Annotated in this window: 16 protein-coding genes and 2 tRNA genes; all 18 read left to right on the forward strand. The window is 32.3% G+C overall.

Translation table 11 applies throughout. The annotated features are described in order from the left end of the window. The first annotated feature begins 65 nt into the window (after window positions 1–65). A complete protein-coding gene (locus tag KJI70_02370) occupies window positions 66–365 on the forward strand; it encodes a co-chaperone GroES (protein ID MCP6718360.1) in 300 nt (99 codons plus the stop codon). Window positions 366–382: 17 nt separating this feature from the next. Further along, complete coding sequence (gene groL, locus KJI70_02375) at window positions 383–2,077, forward strand: chaperonin GroEL (protein MCP6718361.1); 1,695 nt, start codon at window positions 383–385, stop codon at window positions 2,075–2,077. A 126-nt stretch (window positions 2,078–2,203) separates the two neighbouring features. Then, complete coding sequence (locus KJI70_02380) at window positions 2,204–2,755, forward strand: LemA family protein (protein ID MCP6718362.1); 552 nt, start codon at window positions 2,204–2,206, stop codon at window positions 2,753–2,755. A gap of 7 nt (window positions 2,756–2,762) precedes the next feature. Next, entirely contained in the window at window positions 2,763–3,659 is an 897-nt protein-coding gene (locus KJI70_02385; protein ID MCP6718363.1) for a M48 family metallopeptidase, read from the forward strand. Between the two features lie 1,058 nt (window positions 3,660–4,717). Next, window positions 4,718–4,802: transfer RNA gene (locus KJI70_02390), tRNA-Ser, on the forward strand. Window positions 4,803–4,841: 39 nt separating this feature from the next. After that, on the forward strand, window positions 4,842–5,420 hold the full coding sequence (locus KJI70_02395; protein MCP6718364.1) for an HD domain-containing protein: 579 nt from the start codon (window positions 4,842–4,844) through the stop codon (window positions 5,418–5,420). A 15-nt stretch (window positions 5,421–5,435) separates the two neighbouring features. Further along, entirely contained in the window at window positions 5,436–5,951 is a 516-nt protein-coding gene (locus KJI70_02400; GenBank protein MCP6718365.1) for a mechanosensitive ion channel family protein, read from the forward strand. Between the two features lie 3 nt (window positions 5,952–5,954). After that, window positions 5,955–7,679, forward strand: coding sequence for a DNA primase (dnaG, locus tag KJI70_02405; GenBank protein MCP6718366.1), 1,725 nt, complete (start codon window positions 5,955–5,957; stop codon window positions 7,677–7,679). 3 nt (window positions 7,680–7,682) lie between these two features. Then, window positions 7,683–8,921, forward strand: a complete 1,239-nt coding sequence (locus KJI70_02410) for a sigma-70 family RNA polymerase sigma factor (GenBank protein ID MCP6718367.1) — start codon at window positions 7,683–7,685, stop codon at window positions 8,919–8,921. 46 nt (window positions 8,922–8,967) lie between these two features. Next, window positions 8,968–9,042: transfer RNA gene (locus KJI70_02415), tRNA-Asn, on the forward strand. A gap of 59 nt (window positions 9,043–9,101) precedes the next feature. Next, window positions 9,102–9,572, forward strand: a complete 471-nt coding sequence (locus tag KJI70_02420; protein MCP6718368.1) for a hypothetical protein — start codon at window positions 9,102–9,104, stop codon at window positions 9,570–9,572. A 505-nt stretch (window positions 9,573–10,077) separates the two neighbouring features. After that, window positions 10,078–10,464 carry a hypothetical protein gene (locus KJI70_02425; protein MCP6718369.1) on the forward strand — a complete coding sequence of 129 codons (387 nt, stop codon included), beginning with the start codon at window positions 10,078–10,080 and terminating at the stop codon, window positions 10,462–10,464. Window positions 10,465–11,193: 729 nt separating this feature from the next. Further along, window positions 11,194–11,712, forward strand: a complete 519-nt coding sequence (locus tag KJI70_02430; GenBank protein ID MCP6718370.1) for an NYN domain-containing protein — start codon at window positions 11,194–11,196, stop codon at window positions 11,710–11,712. 362 nt (window positions 11,713–12,074) lie between these two features. Beyond that, the gene (locus KJI70_02435; protein MCP6718371.1) at window positions 12,075–13,343 is read left to right on the forward strand and encodes a DEAD/DEAH box helicase; all 1,269 of its coding nucleotides are present in this window, start codon (window positions 12,075–12,077) and stop codon (window positions 13,341–13,343) included. A 282-nt stretch (window positions 13,344–13,625) separates the two neighbouring features. Beyond that, window positions 13,626–13,826, forward strand: a complete 201-nt coding sequence (locus KJI70_02440; protein MCP6718372.1) for a cold shock domain-containing protein — start codon at window positions 13,626–13,628, stop codon at window positions 13,824–13,826. Window positions 13,827–14,020: 194 nt separating this feature from the next. After that, complete coding sequence (locus tag KJI70_02445) at window positions 14,021–14,212, forward strand: PspC domain-containing protein (protein MCP6718373.1); 192 nt, start codon at window positions 14,021–14,023, stop codon at window positions 14,210–14,212. Window positions 14,213–14,375: 163 nt separating this feature from the next. Beyond that, window positions 14,376–14,705 carry a hypothetical protein gene (locus tag KJI70_02450; GenBank protein ID MCP6718374.1) on the forward strand — a complete coding sequence of 110 codons (330 nt, stop codon included), beginning with the start codon at window positions 14,376–14,378 and terminating at the stop codon, window positions 14,703–14,705. 178 nt (window positions 14,706–14,883) lie between these two features. Continuing rightward, the coding region (locus KJI70_02455) for a hypothetical protein (protein MCP6718375.1) at window positions 14,884–17,183 on the forward strand (2,300 nt) is incomplete at its 3' end.

Consider the following 17,183-nt stretch of genomic DNA (forward strand, 5'->3'; position numbering starts at 1 on the left):
GAGAACAATTAGCACTCAAAGGTCTAGCTTGCTAAAAGGATAATGAACATAATATTATAATAATCATGAATATTAAACCATTAAGCGATTATATTTTAATCGAACCAATTAAAGAGCAAGAAAAAACTAAATCTGGCATTTTACTGCCAGATACAGTTGATAAAGAAAAGCCCGAGCAGGGCAAGGTTATTGCTGTTGGTCCTGGTAAAACAACTTCAGTTGATAAAATGATTCCTATGAATATAAAAGTTGGACAAAAAGTTTTGTTTAAAACCGATTATTCAAGCGGAATTAAAGAAATTAAAGTCGATGGAAAAGAATATCTTATTGCCAAGCAAGAAGATATTTTAGCTGTTATAGAATAATAAATTTTTAAAAAATTATGGCAAAACAAATTATTTATCAAGAAAAAGCTCGTAAAAAGCTAAAGTCTGGTTTAGATCAGTTAGCAGATGCTGTTAAAGTAACATTAGGTCCTGGTGGAAGAAATGTTGTTTTAGATAAAGGCTTTGGAGCTCCTACTATTACCAATGATGGCGTTACTATTGCTAAAGAAGTTGAACTTAAAGATAAAACTGAGAATTTAGGAGCTGAAATCATAAAAGAAGTTTCTGAAAAAACTAATGATTTAGTTGGTGATGGAACTACAACTGCTGTTGTATTAGCTCAAGCAATGATTGCAGAAGGATTAAAGCTTGTTGAAGCAGGTTTTACTCCAGCTGATATTAACAAAGGGATTAAAGATAGAGTTAGTAAAATCGTTGAGTTTTTAAAGGAACGTTCAATTAAGATACAAAATAAACAAGAAATTGCTCAGGTAGCAACAATCTCTGCTGAAAGCGGAGAAATTGGTAATTTGATTGCTGAAATTATGGATGAAGTTGGAAAGGATGGAGTAATTACAGTTGAAGAATCAAAAACTTTTGGTTTGGAAAAAGAAATTGTTAAAGGAATGCAGTTTGATAAAGGATATATTTCTCCTTATATGATTACTGATGCAGACAGAATGGAGGCTATTTATGAAAATCCATATATTTTAGTAACTGATAAAAAAATCTCAAGCCTGCAAGAAATTGTTCCTATTTTAGAAAAAGTAAGTCAGGCAGGTAAAAAAGAATTAGTTATTATTTCTGAAGAAATTGAAGGTGATGCCTTAGCTACTTTAGTAGTTAACAAGCTTCGTGGAATATTTAAAACCTTAGCTATTAAAGCCCCTGGTTATGGTGATAGGAAAAAAGAAATGCTCGCTGACATAGCAGCTTTAACAGGAGCCCAGGTTATTTCTGAGGAAGTTGGCTTAAAATTTGAAAGCATTGATATTTCAAGTTTAGGTTCAGCTAGAAAAGTTGTAGCAACAAAAGAAAAAACAACTATTATTGAGGGAAAAGGCAAGAAAGATGCTATTGAAGCAAGAATTAGTAATATTAAAAATGAAATTGAAATTACTGATTCTGAATTTGATAAAGAAAAGCTTCAAGAAAGATTAGCAAAATTAGCTGGTGGCGTTGCAGTTATTAAAGTTGGTGCAGCTACTGAAGTTGAGCAAAAAGCTAAGCAGCACAAAATAGAAGATGCTTTAAGTGCTGCTAAAGCAGCAGTTGAAGAAGGTGTTGTTCCTGGTGGAGGAGTGGCATTAGCAGTAGCAGCTGCTTTGACTGAATCTAGCGGGGATGGAAAACTTTCAGCTTTAGAGAAAGAAGGCTATATTGCTGGTCATGATATTGTTAGACGCGCATGTCAGTCACCGCTTAGACAAATAATTAAAAACACTGGCACTGATGAAGTTGTGTTATATAAGGTGCTGAAAGACATTGAAGACAGGAAAAAAGAAAAAACACAAACTGGCCAAATAGATTGGGTGTTAGGTTATAATGCTATAACCGGTAGATTAGTAAACATGGTTGAAGATGGCATTATTGATCCTACTAAAGTTGTGAGATTAGCTTTGGAAAACGCTAGTTCAGCAGCCTCAATGTTCTTAACGACTGAAGTAGTTATTAGTGAAATGCCTGAAGAGAAAAAACAATCATTGCCTCAAATGCCAGGGGGCATGGGAGGCATGGGAGGAATGTACTAAGATTCTTATCAAAAACCCGGGTTCTCCCGGGTTTTTGTGTATAACATTTAAAAACTTTAGTTAAACCAAAAACTACGATATAATTAATATCAGTCGAGCTAAATTTATTAAATGAATTAAAAAATTATGATTTTTACAATTATATTGGCGATATTAGCTGTAATATTTGTTTTGGTGGTTGGCATATATAATAGTCTGGTTAAGTTTAAAAATAGAGCTCAGGAAGCATGGGCTGATATTGATATTCAGCTTAAAAGAAGATACAACTTAATTCCTAATTTAGTTGAAACAGTAAAAGGATATGCATCTCATGAAAAAGAGATTTTTACCAAAATAGCTGATGCAAGGGCAAAGGCAATGGGAGCTAAAGACATAAAAGAAAAAGGTCAAGCTGAAAACATGTTATCTGAGACACTAAAGAGTTTGTTTGCTGTTTCAGAGGATTATCCGGATTTAAAAGCATCTCAGAACTTTTTAGAACTTCAAAGGGAGCTTCGTGACACCGAAGACAAGGTACAGGCATCAAGAAGATTTTATAATGGGAATGTCAGGGATTTGAATATTAAACTTGAAACTTTTCCTGCGAATCTAATTGTTGGCATTTTGGGGTTTAAAAAAATGGATCTTTTTGAATTAATAGAGCCAGAAAAAAGAGAAGCTCCGCAAGTTAAATTCTAATTAATATATGGCCACATTATATACTCATGCGGATTCTAATATTCGCAAGACTTGGATTTTATTGTTTTTGTTTTTAATTCTAATTATTGGATTAGGCTGGTTTTTTAGTTATTATTATGAGAATAATTTATTTTTAATTATTGCGATTGTTTTAAGTTTAAGCCAAGGCGTAGCTAGTTTCTGGTTTTCAGATAAAATTGTGCTGTCTATGACTGGTGCAAAAGAAATTCAAAAAAAAGACAATCCAGAGCTTTACAGAATTGTTGAAAATTTAGCCATTACTGCAGGGCTTCCTATGCCAAAACTATATATTATTAATTCAGCCCAGCCCAATGCTTTTGCAACAGGAAGAGATTATGATCATGCTGTTGTTGCTGTGACTCGTGGACTGCTGGAAAAGCTAGAAAGAGCTGAACTTGAAGGAGTAATTGCTCATGAGTTAGCCCATATTGGGAATAAAGATATGTTATTGGGAACAGTGGTCGTTGTTTTGGTTGGAATTGTAGCACTATTATCAAGGATGTTTTTAAGAATTAGTTTTTATTCAGGAGGAAGTAGAAGGAAAAGAGGTAAGGATTCTTCCGCTGGAGTTATTATGGTTTTAGGAGTAATTGGAGCAATATTGGCGCCAATTATTGCTATTTTGATTCAGTTGTCAATTTCAAGAAAAAGAGAGTTTTTAGCTGATGCGTCTGGAGCGCTTTTAACAAGATATCCTGAAGGATTGGCCAGAGCTTTGGAAAAGATATCTAGCGATAAAACACCTCTGAGAACTGCTGATAGTTCTACTGCTCACTTATATATTTCTAGTCCTTTTAAAGAAAAAAACTGGTTAACAGGCTTGTTTTCCACTCATCCTCCAGTTGAAAAGAGATTAAAAGCTTTAAGAGGAATGAAGGTTTGAAAAATTAAAAGAAAATGATAGGCTTCTAAATAGGGAGAGGTGCGCCGAACGAGCGAATTATCTAAAACAAGTTGATTGTTCTCATAAATAACAAATAAAATAGATATATGTTTCGGATTAGGTTTAAAAAACAATCACAATTTGATTTCCTTAACAATATTAGAAAGAGATTAGAATTCAATTGGTCCCAATTAGCAAAGTTTTTAGGTGTTCATCCACGCTCTTTATCGGATTGGAAAGCGGGAAAATATACGTTACCCGAAGAAGTTTTTAAAAAATGTACCGAGATTGTAAAGGGAAAATCAGATATTCCTTCTTATGAAATTTTGCCGAACTTTTGGAATACAAAAGAAGCGGGGAGAAAGGGCGCTTCGGCGGTGAAAAATGCCCACAGGAACAAACGTTTAAATCTAAGAAAAGAAATTTTAAGAAAAAAAATATTCAAACCCAGAGAGACATATCAATTGGCAGAATTTTTCGGTATTCTTCTAGGAGATGGCGGGATTACTGACAATCAAGTGATCGTTTCATTAAACAGGAAACATAGCAAAGATTATTCCATGTTCATCAGTGAGATGACAAGAAAACTATTTAAAATTAAGGCCCCCGTCTATTATTACCACACTCGATCGCATAAAAATGATATTACGGTAACAATTTCCAGCAGAAACCTAATAGAATTTCTATTATTAAAAGGGCTTAAGAAAGGAAGTAAAGTTCGACAACAGATTGGAGTTCCCTTATGGATTCAAAACGACATTCAATTTTCGAAAGGTTGCCTCAAGGGATTAATTGATACTGATGGTGGAGTTTACTATCATCGACACCAAGTCCAAGGACACAAATGCTTCAATATAGGTTTATGTTTCACGAACAAATCAGTGCCAATTTTGATATTCGTCCAAAGGACACTTGAGCAATTAGGATTTACACCAAAACTGAATAAAAGAAGCGTTAATTTATATCGGGAGCAGGAAGTAGCTAAATATGCTAGAGAAATTGGATTTAGTAACGCTTATCATCTTGATAGATTAAAGGAATTTTTCAAAATGAAGTATGGAGAGGTGAGTCGAATGGTAAGACACATGCCTGGAAAGCATGAGCCTCGCAAGGGGTTTGCAGGTTCGAGTCCTGTCCTCTCCGCATTATTAGTATTTTGTATGTTGTATTTAGTTAAAAAATATGGATGATAATAAAATTACTAATTTCTTTTTTGAAATCGCTACATTAAGACGATTAACGCGTTCTCATCGTCAGATGATTCAAGAGGTGAGTGATAATATTTCTGACCATAGCTTTCGGGTTGCCATTATTGGTATGATTTTAGCTAATCTTGAGCAGTGTGATGAGAATAAAGTTTTAAAAATGTGTTTATTTCATGACGTTGCAGAAGCTAGAATAGGTGATGCGAATTTTATTAATCAGCAGTATATTGATGCACGGGAAGAGGAAGCATTTAAGGATCAAATGCAGGGATTGCCTATTTCTGAAAAAATGATAGGAATTATAAAAGAACGTGAAGAGCAGAAAACCAAAGAAGCTGTAGTTTCTAAAGATGCTGATTTGCTTGATCAAATGGTTCTACAGCAGGAATATTTTTATAAAGATGAAAAAAATCGTAAAATATGGCAGAACCATTCAGAAAAAAGTTTAAAAACAGAATCAGCAAAAAAATTAGCTAAAAAAATTAGGCAATCAAACCCCTTTGAATGGCTTTATCAATTAGCTGACGATAAAAGAAATCAAATAATTAAGCGATAAATAATTAAAAAAAATATGGAGATTCAAAACTTAACATCTTGGTTTTTAGCTCATGGAATAAAAATTGTTTTTATTTTAATTGCTGCGAATTTAATAAATCGTTTTTCAAGAACTATTATTAAAAAAACAATTGAAAAACAGATTCAAGACAACATTTCTGAGCAGGAAAAAAAAATGCGTATTGAAACTTTGATAACTGTTTTTCAAGGAACGCTTAAATTCATAATCTGGGTTGTAGCTCTATTGATGATTCTTCCTGAATTTGAATTAGAAATTGCTCCTATTTTAGCTAGCGTTGGGGTAATGGGTTTAGCAGTTGGCATGGCAGCAAAAGATATAATCTCAGATTTTATCGCAGGATTGTTTATCATATTAGAAAATCAGTATTATATTGGAGAAAAAATAAAAGTTGCTGGTGTTGAGGGCAAGGTTAAAGAAATTACTTTGCGAAAAACAGTTATTGAATCTGAAGATGGTTCAATTCATTCAATTCCTAATAGTAAAGTTACAGTAGTTTCTAAAAAACAATAATTTATGTTTTCTTCCCCAATTGAAGAAATAAAATCTAAACTTGATATAAAGGAGGTTGTTGGCAGTTATATTAAACTGCAAAAAGCTGGCGTAAATTATAAAGCAGTCTGTCCTTTTCATGGTGAAAAAACACCGTCTTTATTTGTGTCTCCTGCCAGACAAATTTGGCATTGTTTTGGATGTAACGAGGGTCATAGTATTTTTGATTTTGTAATGAAAATAGAAGGAATTGAATTTGGTGATGCATTAAAGATTTTAGCCCAAAAAGCAGGAGTTGAGTTAAAACCAATAAAACCAGAGTTAAGAACAAAAAGACACAGGCTTTATGAGATTTGTGAACTTGCTACTAAATTTTATCAAAAACAGCTTGAAAAAAGCTCAAATGGTAAAAAAGCAAATCAATATCTTTTAAACAGAAAAATAAATGAAGATTCAGTCAAGAAATGGAGGCTTGGTTGGGCTCCAGATGCTTGGCAGGGATTATTTGATTTTTTAGTTTCAAAAAATTATGCACCAGAAGAAATTGAAAAAGTTGGTTTGGCAATAAAAAGTGATAAAGGTAAATATTATGATAGATTCAGATCAAGAATAATGTTTCCCGTTTTTGATTTGAATTCTCAAGTAGTTGGTTTTGGAGGAAGGGTGTTAGAGAAAAAACAGGACGTTGCCAAGTATGTTAATACGCCAAATACCTTGCTTTATGATAAAAGTAAAATACTTTATGGGCTCGATAGGTCAAAGGTTCAAATCAGGAAAAATGATTTTTGCATTTTAACAGAAGGCTATGTTGACGTAGTTATTGGACATCAAAAAGGAATAGAGAACATGGTTGCTGTTTCTGGAACAAGCTTAACCCCTTATCAGTTGGCAATCTTGAAAAGATATTCAAATAATTTATCACTTGCTTTTGATATGGATTTCGCTGGAAATGCTGCTACTAAAAGGGGTATAGATTTAGCCCAATCAAGAGGTTTTAATATTAAGATTATTAAAATGCCAAAAGGAAAGGATCCTGCCGATATACTTTCCCAAAATGATAAAGACTTTAAAAAAATGATTGATAATTCTGTTTCTATTTTAGATTTTCATTTTCAAAATGCACTTAGTCAGTTTGATGAGAGTAAGGCTGAAGGAAAAAGAGAGATATCCAACACTCTTTTACCTGTTATCAAAGGCATTGTTAATAAAATTGAGCAGTCTCATTGGATTCAGGAATTGGCAAAAAAATTGAATACAAAAGAAAGATTTATTGAAGAAGAGCTTAAAAAAGTAAAAATTCAGAAAAAAGATTCAAATATTGAGATTTCTGAAGTTTCAAATTCTGTGATTGTTAAGAATAACAAACAGCTTTTAGAAGAAAGGTTGATAACTTTACTTTTTAAAAAACCTGAAAATTTAAATGTGGTTGGCAAGGAAACTTTCCCATATTTTTCAGAAGGCACAAAAAAGATTATAAATAATTTTGAAAATCCAAAAAAGATTTCTAAAGAATTTTCTGATTTATTTGCTGCCCTTTCCTTTAAAGCTGAATTAGAGCAAATGGAAGATGATGACATATTGCCTGAAATTGAGTTCTGCTTGAAGAAAATTAAATCAATTGAATTAAAGAAACAACTTGATCAGATATCTCTTCAGATAAGACAGGCAGAGCAGGACAATGATTCAAAAAGAATTAATAATTTAACTGAAGAATTTAATAAATTAACAAAAAAAATCATTACTACTTAATCTATGCCAAGAAAAAAAAGCAGAAAGGTTTCTTTTAAGAAGCCAGCAAGGAAAACAAGAAAAACAAAAAAGAGAAAAATTGTTAAAAAAACTAAACAAAAAGAGCCAGTAAAGAAAAAGAGAAAAAAAGTTTCTTTTAAAGAATCAGCAAGGAAAATAAGAAAGAAAAAAGTGATTTACAGGGGTAGTTCAAAAAAAATCTTTGTTCATGAAAAAATTGAGAAAATAATTGAAAAAGGAAAAGAAAGAGGCTTTGTCACTACTTCTGAGATTTTATATGCTTTCCCAGATTTCCAAAAAGATATTCGTGGCTTGGAAAGATTTTATGATGAACTTGAGGGCAATGGTATTGAGATAAAAGAAGTAAAAGAACTTTTAACATTAGAGAAAAGTAAACCAGATTCAAAAAGAAGAAAGATTGATCCTGTTCAAATGTATTTAAAAGAAATTGGTAGAGTTGATTTCTTGACAGCTGATCAAGAAAAAGAACTTGCAAAAAGAATTGAGAAAGAGGACATGGAAGCAAAAAAACATTTAGCAAGAGCTAATTTAAGACTAGTTGTTTCAATTGCAAAAAAATACATTGGAAGATCTCCTAATTTGACAATTTTAGATTTGATTCAAGAAGGTAATTTAGGGCTTTTCAGAGCTGTTGAGAAGTTTGATTGGAGAAAAGGTTATAAGTTTTCAACTTATGCTACCTGGTGGATAAGGCAAGCAATTAGCCGTGCTTTAGCCGATCAATCAAGAACAATAAGAATTCCTGTTCACATGGTTGAAACTCTTTCTAAATTCAATAAAATAAGAAGAAGGCTTTTAAAAAGCCTGGGGAGAAATCCTTTGCCAGAGGAAGTTGCTGCTGAAATGGGGATTGAAGTTGCCAAAGTTCATCACTTAATGAAGATTTCTCAGAGAACTGTTTCTTTGGAAACTCCTGTTGGTGATGATGAAGACGATTCAATTTTAGCTGAGTTTATTAAAGATAAAAAAAGCATTCCACCATCTTTAGATGCAGCCAGAGCATTATTGAGAGAGAGATTGAAAGAGATTTTGGTTGATTTAACTGAAAGAGAACAAAAGATTCTTTCATTAAGATTTGGTTTAGAAAATGAAATTACTCATACTTTGGAAGAGGTTGGTCAGGAATTTGGGGTTACACGTGAAAGGATTCGTCAGATTGAAGCTAAAGCTCTTGAAAAGATTAGAGAACATCAAGGTTTAAAAAAATTAAAAGGATATTAAAAGGCTTCACAAATCCAACAATTTAGTTTATATTAATATATATCATTCCGGCGTGGCGCAATGGTAGCGCGGGAACCTGTTAAGTTCTAGGTTGTAGGTTCGAGTCCTACCGCCGGAGCCACTAAAAATCGCCAAGGAGGCGGTTTTTTGGTAGAATAATCTAAGAGTCATAATAAATATATGAAATTGAAAAACTATCAAATTGAAATATTAAAAGCATTAATAAAAAACGAAGAAAAATTAGCTGAACTTTATAAAATATATTCTGAGAAATTTTTAAATTATAAAGATTTCTGGTTGGATCTAATAAAAGATGAAATAGCTCATGCTACTTGGATACGTAGGTTTTGGGAAAAAACAGAACAAGATTCGTCACTTTATTTTGATGAAAATAGATTTAACCTTGAAGCAATTAATATATATTCCCAAGAAGTAAAAAAACAAATATCAGAAGCCAAGTTTTCTGAAATGACTATTATGAACGCTCTATCTACTGCCTACTATTTTGAAATCGCTCTTATAGAGAGAAAATTTTTTGAAGTGTTTGAAGGAGATTCAGTAGAACTTAAGCACACTTTAAAAGATTTACATGCTGCCTGTATTAATCATAGTAATAAGGTTTCTAAGAAGTTAAAGGAATTGAAGAATTAATGACAGGCTTGTATTTCCAATAAAAACAAGGAAAAAAAACAGGTTATAGTGCCGTCCCATTATAGGCATTTTAACTCCGTAATTCTCTAAAAACCAAGTTCTAATATTGTACCATCCCCGGAGCATTAAGCCCTCCCTTGTTAGAGGGTTTTAATTTTTTTGTGGAGAGAGATTACTAGAGAGGGTTGGGGATATTGGATATTTCCCCGTGTAGAAAAACAAATTTCTGCTGTTGAGGCAGAAACCTTAGGAAAGGTGTGTGTTTTAGTTTTCCACTTTACATACACAGTATGCACGTTATAATTATTGTCATAGCACTTTAAAATAGTTTAAGGAAATAACCGAAAATCTATGGGATAGCCGATCTGTTTACTAAAAATAATTAGTAAATAAATCAGCTATCCTATAGACACAATAGGGTAGCTAAAAATAAGGAGTCAATCATTTGAAAAGACAAACAATATTGAAAACACTAATACCATTATTTATTGTGGTATTGATGAGTATGACAGTGATGCCAGCTCAGGCAAAAACTTACTACACTACGCCTTCTGGGCATTCGGCAGTTCGTTACAACTCTTGGGATATTCCAAGTAGTCTACGGCCATACATTTCCCAAGTCGAGTATGACTTGGTTTATAGTCAAGGATATGGCTATGGCGTAAGGCTTTACTTAACTACTGCTGGTATGCAGGTAGGCCAAAGTTCTGGTTATGCTGATTGGTTTGCTTGGTATATAAGAGTAAATCCAGAATGGGCGTCCGGCGGACGTTCAGAGAATTCAGTAGGCAATGAAATTCAATTTCATTGTCAGCTCGGAGTACAAGTAATGGCCATAGAATATTACTATAATGATCTGGGTTGGTACTACCAAATACTTTTCGGTCCTTAAATAAATAAAAAGATTGGGAATTTCCCAATCTACTTTTTTTTATATATAAACATTCTTACAAAACCTGTCAGAAAGAACCCAGATCCTGTTAAATAGATAAATAACGCACTAAGTAAAGCACCAAAATAAATTCCATATATGTCATTAGAACCGGAATTAGAAATATATAAGAAAATGAAATGGACCACGAGACCAATGCCTAATAGAACCGTAAAGTAATAAAGAGTCCTTGATAGATATTTTTGAATGAATCTTATTGGTACAAGTAAGCTTAAAAATATTCCTAAAAAGTAAAGGGAAAACACACCCAGTGGTAATTTAAGATAGCTAAAATCACGAGATACTGAATAGGCTTTCAGGTGGTCAGCCAAGGAAAGTATCAGCAATCCCAAGAAAGCGAAAGATAATAGAATAATTATAGAAAAAATTAGTTTATTAATTGTTTTTTCGTTCATAATAGATAATTGTATTTTATAATAGTATCACTAGGCATGTATTTTGCCAATGTTGTTCTTGTACCTATAGGGTGTCTCATTTGTTTCATTTTAGCTTAAAATAGCCCTGACCGAGAGGTATTGTGGGATAGCCTAGAAAACTCTTTAATTTTCACTTAGAACCCAAGTTCTAGACCGACTAGGGGAGCCAAATTGGATAAAATTGCACATAATTGGATGTGATTGTATAAAAGAAAAATCGCCTTTGGGGCGGTTTTTTGATAAAATAGAAAATATGAAAAAAGAGTTAAGCAATTATGCGTTTATTGATAGTCAAAACCTTAATTTAGGTATTCAAAGTTTAGGTTGGAAGTTAGATTACAAGCGATTTAGAGTTTATTTGAAAGAGAAGTACAAAGTAGTTAAAGCTTATTTGTTTATTGGTTATATTCCAGCTAATCAAGATTTATATTCTTCATTACAAGAAGCTGGTTACGTTTTGGTTTTCAAGCCGACATTACCTGATAGGGACGGAAGGGTAAAGGGTAATGTGGATGCTGATTTAGTTTTACAGGTAATGATTGATTATAAAAAATATAACAAAGCTATAATCGTGACAAGCGACGGAGACTTTTATTCTCTAGTTAAATATTTATACAAAAACAACAAGCTTAGATATGTAATAAGTCCGTATATTAAGACTTGTTCGGTTCTGTTAAAGAAAACAGCCAAAGAAAAAATTGTTTTTATGGGGAATTTACGCAAAAGACTTGAGTATAAAATGAAAAAGCACCGCGTAAGGACGAAACCTTAAAAGGTGCTTTTTCGTATGTATTCTATTATTAGTATGGCAAACCATGAGTTATTGTCAAGAGATAAAAAGAGAATCAGGGATGTTTAAAACTTTTTTGTTTAAATTTTACTAGGAGAAATCTTAAACTCTCTATTTCTTTCCTGATTTTATCCCAATTTATAGTTCTAAACGCGTCCTGTAGGGGAGCCGTTTAAAATCGCCCTAGAAGCGATTTTTTGGTAAAATAAAGGCAAGAAACTTGACAGAATATAGTTTTTTGGCATAATAAGTTATTAATTTATACTTGGAGGGATTCCTCCAAGTGACTCGACTCTTTTTGTGTCATTGTGACCCTGAAGGATATTGGGTTACATATTATTTTTATGACACAATCAAAACAACTTATTGGTCGTTTTCACGATCTTGGAATAGAAGAAGAGTTTCTTGTGGTACTCACGGAAAAAGGATTCGATATTCCCACACCAATTCAGCATCAGGTTATTCCAGGTGCTTTGAGAGGAAAAGACGTCGTTGGTATTGCCCAAACCGGAACCGGAAAGACGTTGGCTTTTGGCATTCCAATGATTCAGCGTATTTCACGTTATAAGGGACAAGGATTGATTCTCGTTCCAACACGTGAACTTGCGCTTCAGGTAGAGCGAGCATTGAAGAGTATCGGTGCTCCATTGGGACTACGTTCTGCAGTAGTTATTGGAGGAATTCCTAAATATGCACAAATAAAGGCCTTAAAACGCAATCCTCATATTGTTATTGCTACTCCAGGACGTTTAATTGATTTAATGAATCAAAAAGCTTATGCACTTGATCAAGTAAATGTCATTACTCTCGACGAAGCGGATCGCATGCTTGATATTGGTTTTTTGCCTCAAATTAAACGAATTTTACAAACTGCACCAAAGGAGCGGCAAACAATGTTGTTTTCTGCAACTATGCCGAAATCCATTTCATTGCTTGCGAGCACTTTTATGAAATTGCCGCTTAGAATTGAAATTGCTCCGCAAGGAACATTAGCGGAAAATATAGAACAAGAATTGTTTGTCGTCACAAAAAATAATAAGATGCGCTTGCTTAGTTCTCTTTTACAACGGCATCAGAGCGACAAGACGCTTATTTTTTCACGAACCAAATATGGGGCAAAACGTATTGCGCGTGATATTCGCAACATGGGTCACACGGCAACTGAAATTCATTCCAACCGTTCTCAAGCGCAACGAAAGACAGCACTTGAAGGATTTTCAGAAAAGAAGTTTCGTGTAATGGTTGCAACAGATATTGCTGCTCGTGGTATTGATGTGAAAGACATTTCATTAATTATTAATTTTGATCTTCCGAGTAATTCAGGAGATTATGTCCATCGTATTGGTAGAACCGGACGGGCTGGTCGTTCTGGAAAAGCGATTTCTTTTGTTACGCCGTCTGAAAAAGCTAGTGTTAGAAAGATTGAACAGCTGATTCGTAAATCACTGCCTGTGCTATCTCTTCCATCGTTTCCAGCGGAGAAAGAAAGAACTTCTCGTGTAGAACAGTCTCGTACTCCGGAACGAAAGCGATCTACTCAGCGAGGTCGTGGAAGTCAGAATAGGTATAGATCACGGTCGCGCGGTTATAGAGGCAGAGCATTTAGAAAATAACGTTATTAAAATCACTGATAAAAGAGTTTGGATATTTTTAAAACTTTTAGCGATTATTTTAATGTTTGTGGGTGCAATTTTAATAACCTAATCGGCTTGATGATGGGAAATCTTTCCCGAAACCAAGTTCTAATATTGTACCATCCCCGGAACCAAGTATTGACATAAAATTATACAGATGACATAATGCTAAATCAAATAAGAACTGTAAGAGAAACGTAGTCGGGTTTTGTTTTGCGGTATTCTATTTTTGAACATTATTTATTATTTATTATAAATTCTATGGAAGAAGGAACAATTGCTCGACTTACTGACCGAGGATTTGGGTTCATTAAGCGCGAAGGAGAGGAAAAAGATCTCTTTTTTCACTCAAACGAGCTTAAGAACGTAGAGTTCAATGATCTCAAAGAAGGTGACAAAGTGACATTTGAAGTAACCGAGGGTGAAAAAGGACCTCAAGCTACAAACGTCAATCGAGCGTAACATTATAAAATAAAAGCACTCTCATACTGAGAGCGCTTTTGTTTTTAATCTAATCATCTCTTATTCTCCACAAAATTAGTTTTTATAATTTTTGTTATTCTTTTAGTCATCATTTGTTATTTCAAGCATAGGATTATTATTTATATTAGAAAAGTATTTAGATCTTTATTAGAAAAATAAATAATTAAAACATTATGAAAAAATTATACAAAAGCAACAAAAATAAAATCTTTGCTGGAGTGATAGGTGGGGTTGGTGAGTACTTTGACATTGATCCCGTGATACTTAGAATTGTTTGGATTTTAGCAACAGTTTTTACTGGTTTTGTACCAGGAATTATTGCTTATTTTATAAGCATTTTGATTGTTCCAGTAAAAAACAAATAAAGCTAATCTTTTATAAGGTTTATTAAGAATTAAAGCATTAATTCCATGAAAAAAGAACTGTTTCCAATATTTTTTTAATTATTATAGTAACTTTTGTTTTGTTTTTTAAAAACTTTTTTGTAATGCCAAAAACTTTTCTTCAAGATTTAGAAATTAACTATCAATGGGGTCGTGCCACACTTCTTGGGGATGGAATATTTTGAAAATTAATACTGATGGTTTTGTATTGTTAGATATTGGTAAAGTTATTGAAACAGAAAAATCAGAAAACTATTTTTTGACAAATGATCAATTGCTTGAAATTTACAAAACTGTAATTGTTAATATTTTTTTTTGGACTCAAAAAAATTATTCTAATCCAATAGCAGTAGATGGATTTTGTCAAAATTTAAAAATTATCGCAGAGGAAAAAGAGCATGAAATTTTTGTCGGCAATAAAAACATAAAACAGGTAAACAATATCACTGGCAAGATTTTCGATAGTCTTAGCTAGAGGATTTAAAATAACTACAGCATTAGTTTAGAGGATTCAAAATAACTACTTTTAAAATTTATTTGTCTGAAGGAAATAATTGCCACTTTCAGACAATATTTTACTTATCCACAGGCGTATTCTGCCTTATTCTTATATAATAAATTAATCTGGCCATAAACGCGGCTAGAGCTTTGATATGGTTCAAAAAAGGAAAACAATTTTGGCAGAATTTAAGATGTGGTCTGTGGAAAAAGCAAGAGTGTTTTTAGTAGTGTTTCAAAGGTATTGCGTTAAGTATAAAAAACTCTTAAAAAAGAGACAAAAAGTGATTGCTAGAAAAGCATCATTAGAAGTAATTTCTCTAACTCAATTTATTAAGAAAAAAAAGAGAATAATTGAGCGAAAATATCAAAGACACGAAGCAAAGGTAAAAGATTCATATAGCTTATATAAAAAAGCGTTGAAATACTCATCCCAAGGAAAATACTTGGGAATTTCTTTTTTTAATAAGCAGAAAAAAGTTATCTTTTCTGAGTTCGAAACAAAGAAAAAAATACTTAAAGAACATTTATTTTTATATTTATTTTCATTTAAAAAAGAAAAAAATAAAATAAAAAATAAATTAAATAAACAAATTAAAAAATATTTAATAAAAAATAAAAAATTATTTGTTGAAATTTATAGTGATGAAAAACAGGTTTTTATCAACTTGTTTAATTCAATTGGAGATAACACGTTAGACTTTTTTAATTCTTTGGAAAAGTATCAAAAACAGATGCATAAATTATTTATTAAATCTGTTTTTAGAAAGATACCTCGCAGTGTCATTTTAGCTAGAAATAAAGCTAAAAAAGCACTTTTTAGTTTTATTCGTGAGTATAAAAAACTATCTAAAAAGTATGCTTGTGATTGTCAAAAAATATTAAGAATTTCTAACAAATATTTGTTAAAACAAAAAGTTTTGACAGTGCGATTTATCAATAAAAAAACAAGAATTATAAATCATGAATTTAATAAATACGAAAGAAAATTAATAAAAGAAAAAATAAAAATAGAAAAAGAAATAAAAAAACAAAATAAAAAAATATTTTTAAAACAAAAAAGAAAGGTTCTTAAAATTTATAGATCATTAACAGACAGAGTGCGTTATGGACGTGAGTTGTTGCTGTTTACTTTTAGAAATATAAGCTTAAAATTATTTAAATTTAAAACAGATTTCAAGCTTTTTAAAATTAGATTTCAGCGAATAATCGTCTATGCCAGGAGAAGAACAAAAGAAAGAATTGCTTTAGTTTTTAAAGAATACTTTCAAACCTACAAATTTAGTTTTTCTAGTCTTATTAAGAAAAAGAACTTAATTTCAATTGAGCCTTTGCTTCTATTTTTGATGACTAGTGCCTTGTTGTTTGCAATTATTCCAATAAGCTTCTTGTTGGTAAAAAAGGAATTACCAGTCAGTAATCAGGCCTTAATAGCTAGCACTTCTAAACAAATTTTAACTAATAATTCTTCTGAAGACTTAAAAGAAAAACCTGAAACAAATATCAGCGCTTCTGTTGGTGACTCAATGTTTTCTAACCTCGACCCAAAAGAAGAAAAAAATGCGGGGGTTGGCTATGGAGTTTTAGCCATTAATATAAATAAGTCAGTTTTCTTGCCAAATGATATAGTTTATTTTCAGATGGCAGTTTTAGATGAACAGAGGTATGATACGGTTTGCGATGCTGATTTGATTTTAACTATTATTACTCCCAGTTCTAAAGTAATTTATCCAACAATAGAAAAATCAGGTGATTGCGGATTAAATAATGTAACTGATAAACCAGATTATTTTGCCCATTATCAAGTAAATGAGACTGGAATTTATCAAATAAGTCTTCGAAGCCTAGATAATAACTATGAAATTACTGATTTTTTTGAAGTTAGAAATTGGGTAGCTTTTGATGTGGAAAGGGTTGGACCAACTAGAATTTATCCACCAGCTGATTATGAAGTGAGCTTAAAAATTAAGGCAAATCAAGATTTTAAAGGAAAAATCATTGAAAAAGTGCCTATTTCTTTTGATGTAAGACCACAAGATACAAATTATGAGGTACAAGAAACTGAAAGCGGAGAAAAAACATTAATTTGGCAGGATGTTGTTTTAAGGCAAAATGAAGAACTTACACTTAAATACATCTTTAATGCTCCAAATGTTAGTCCTTATCTTTATTCTTTAGGGCCACTTGTTTTTCAAGAATTCCGAGTTTTGAATTTCGGGTTTCAAGAAATTAGACAATGGCATATTATAGCTGATGCAATAGGTCTTGAAAACACTGCAATAACAGTTGATTTTGATGCTCAAAACCCTACTATTGCATTAACTGTTACAAATGCTGACATGGTGGTTGTTCAAGTGATGACTAAAGACGGAACAGTTGTGACTGATGTTTCAGATGTTACTGATGGTAGTTATGTCTTTGCTGGTTATTCTGGTGATTCTTCAGATCCTCCGCG

The organism is Patescibacteria group bacterium (genome assembly GCA_024238995.1).
In the GTDB taxonomy this organism is placed as follows: domain Bacteria; phylum Patescibacteriota; class Minisyncoccia; order Minisyncoccales; family JANBVM01; genus JANBVL01.

Coding starts and splice junctions, on each gene's coding strand:
- KJI70_02370 (MCP6718360.1), top strand. CDS start 66: ATGAATATTAAACCATTAAGCGATTATATTTTAATCGAACCAATTAAA.
- groL (MCP6718361.1), top strand. CDS start 383: ATGGCAAAACAAATTATTTATCAAGAAAAAGCTCGTAAAAAGCTAAAG.
- KJI70_02380 (MCP6718362.1), top strand. CDS start 2,204: ATGATTTTTACAATTATATTGGCGATATTAGCTGTAATATTTGTTTTG.
- KJI70_02385 (MCP6718363.1), top strand. CDS start 2,763: ATGGCCACATTATATACTCATGCGGATTCTAATATTCGCAAGACTTGG.
- KJI70_02395 (MCP6718364.1), top strand. CDS start 4,842: ATGGATGATAATAAAATTACTAATTTCTTTTTTGAAATCGCTACATTA.
- KJI70_02400 (MCP6718365.1), top strand. CDS start 5,436: ATGGAGATTCAAAACTTAACATCTTGGTTTTTAGCTCATGGAATAAAA.
- dnaG (MCP6718366.1), top strand. CDS start 5,955: ATGTTTTCTTCCCCAATTGAAGAAATAAAATCTAAACTTGATATAAAG.
- KJI70_02410 (MCP6718367.1), top strand. CDS start 7,683: ATGCCAAGAAAAAAAAGCAGAAAGGTTTCTTTTAAGAAGCCAGCAAGG.
- KJI70_02420 (MCP6718368.1), top strand. CDS start 9,102: ATGAAATTGAAAAACTATCAAATTGAAATATTAAAAGCATTAATAAAA.
- KJI70_02425 (MCP6718369.1), top strand. CDS start 10,078: ATGACAGTGATGCCAGCTCAGGCAAAAACTTACTACACTACGCCTTCT.
- KJI70_02430 (MCP6718370.1), top strand. CDS start 11,194: ATGAAAAAAGAGTTAAGCAATTATGCGTTTATTGATAGTCAAAACCTT.
- KJI70_02435 (MCP6718371.1), top strand. CDS start 12,075: ATGACACAATCAAAACAACTTATTGGTCGTTTTCACGATCTTGGAATA.
- KJI70_02440 (MCP6718372.1), top strand. CDS start 13,626: ATGGAAGAAGGAACAATTGCTCGACTTACTGACCGAGGATTTGGGTTC.
- KJI70_02445 (MCP6718373.1), top strand. CDS start 14,021: ATGAAAAAATTATACAAAAGCAACAAAAATAAAATCTTTGCTGGAGTG.
- KJI70_02450 (MCP6718374.1), top strand. CDS start 14,376: ATGGGGTCGTGCCACACTTCTTGGGGATGGAATATTTTGAAAATTAAT.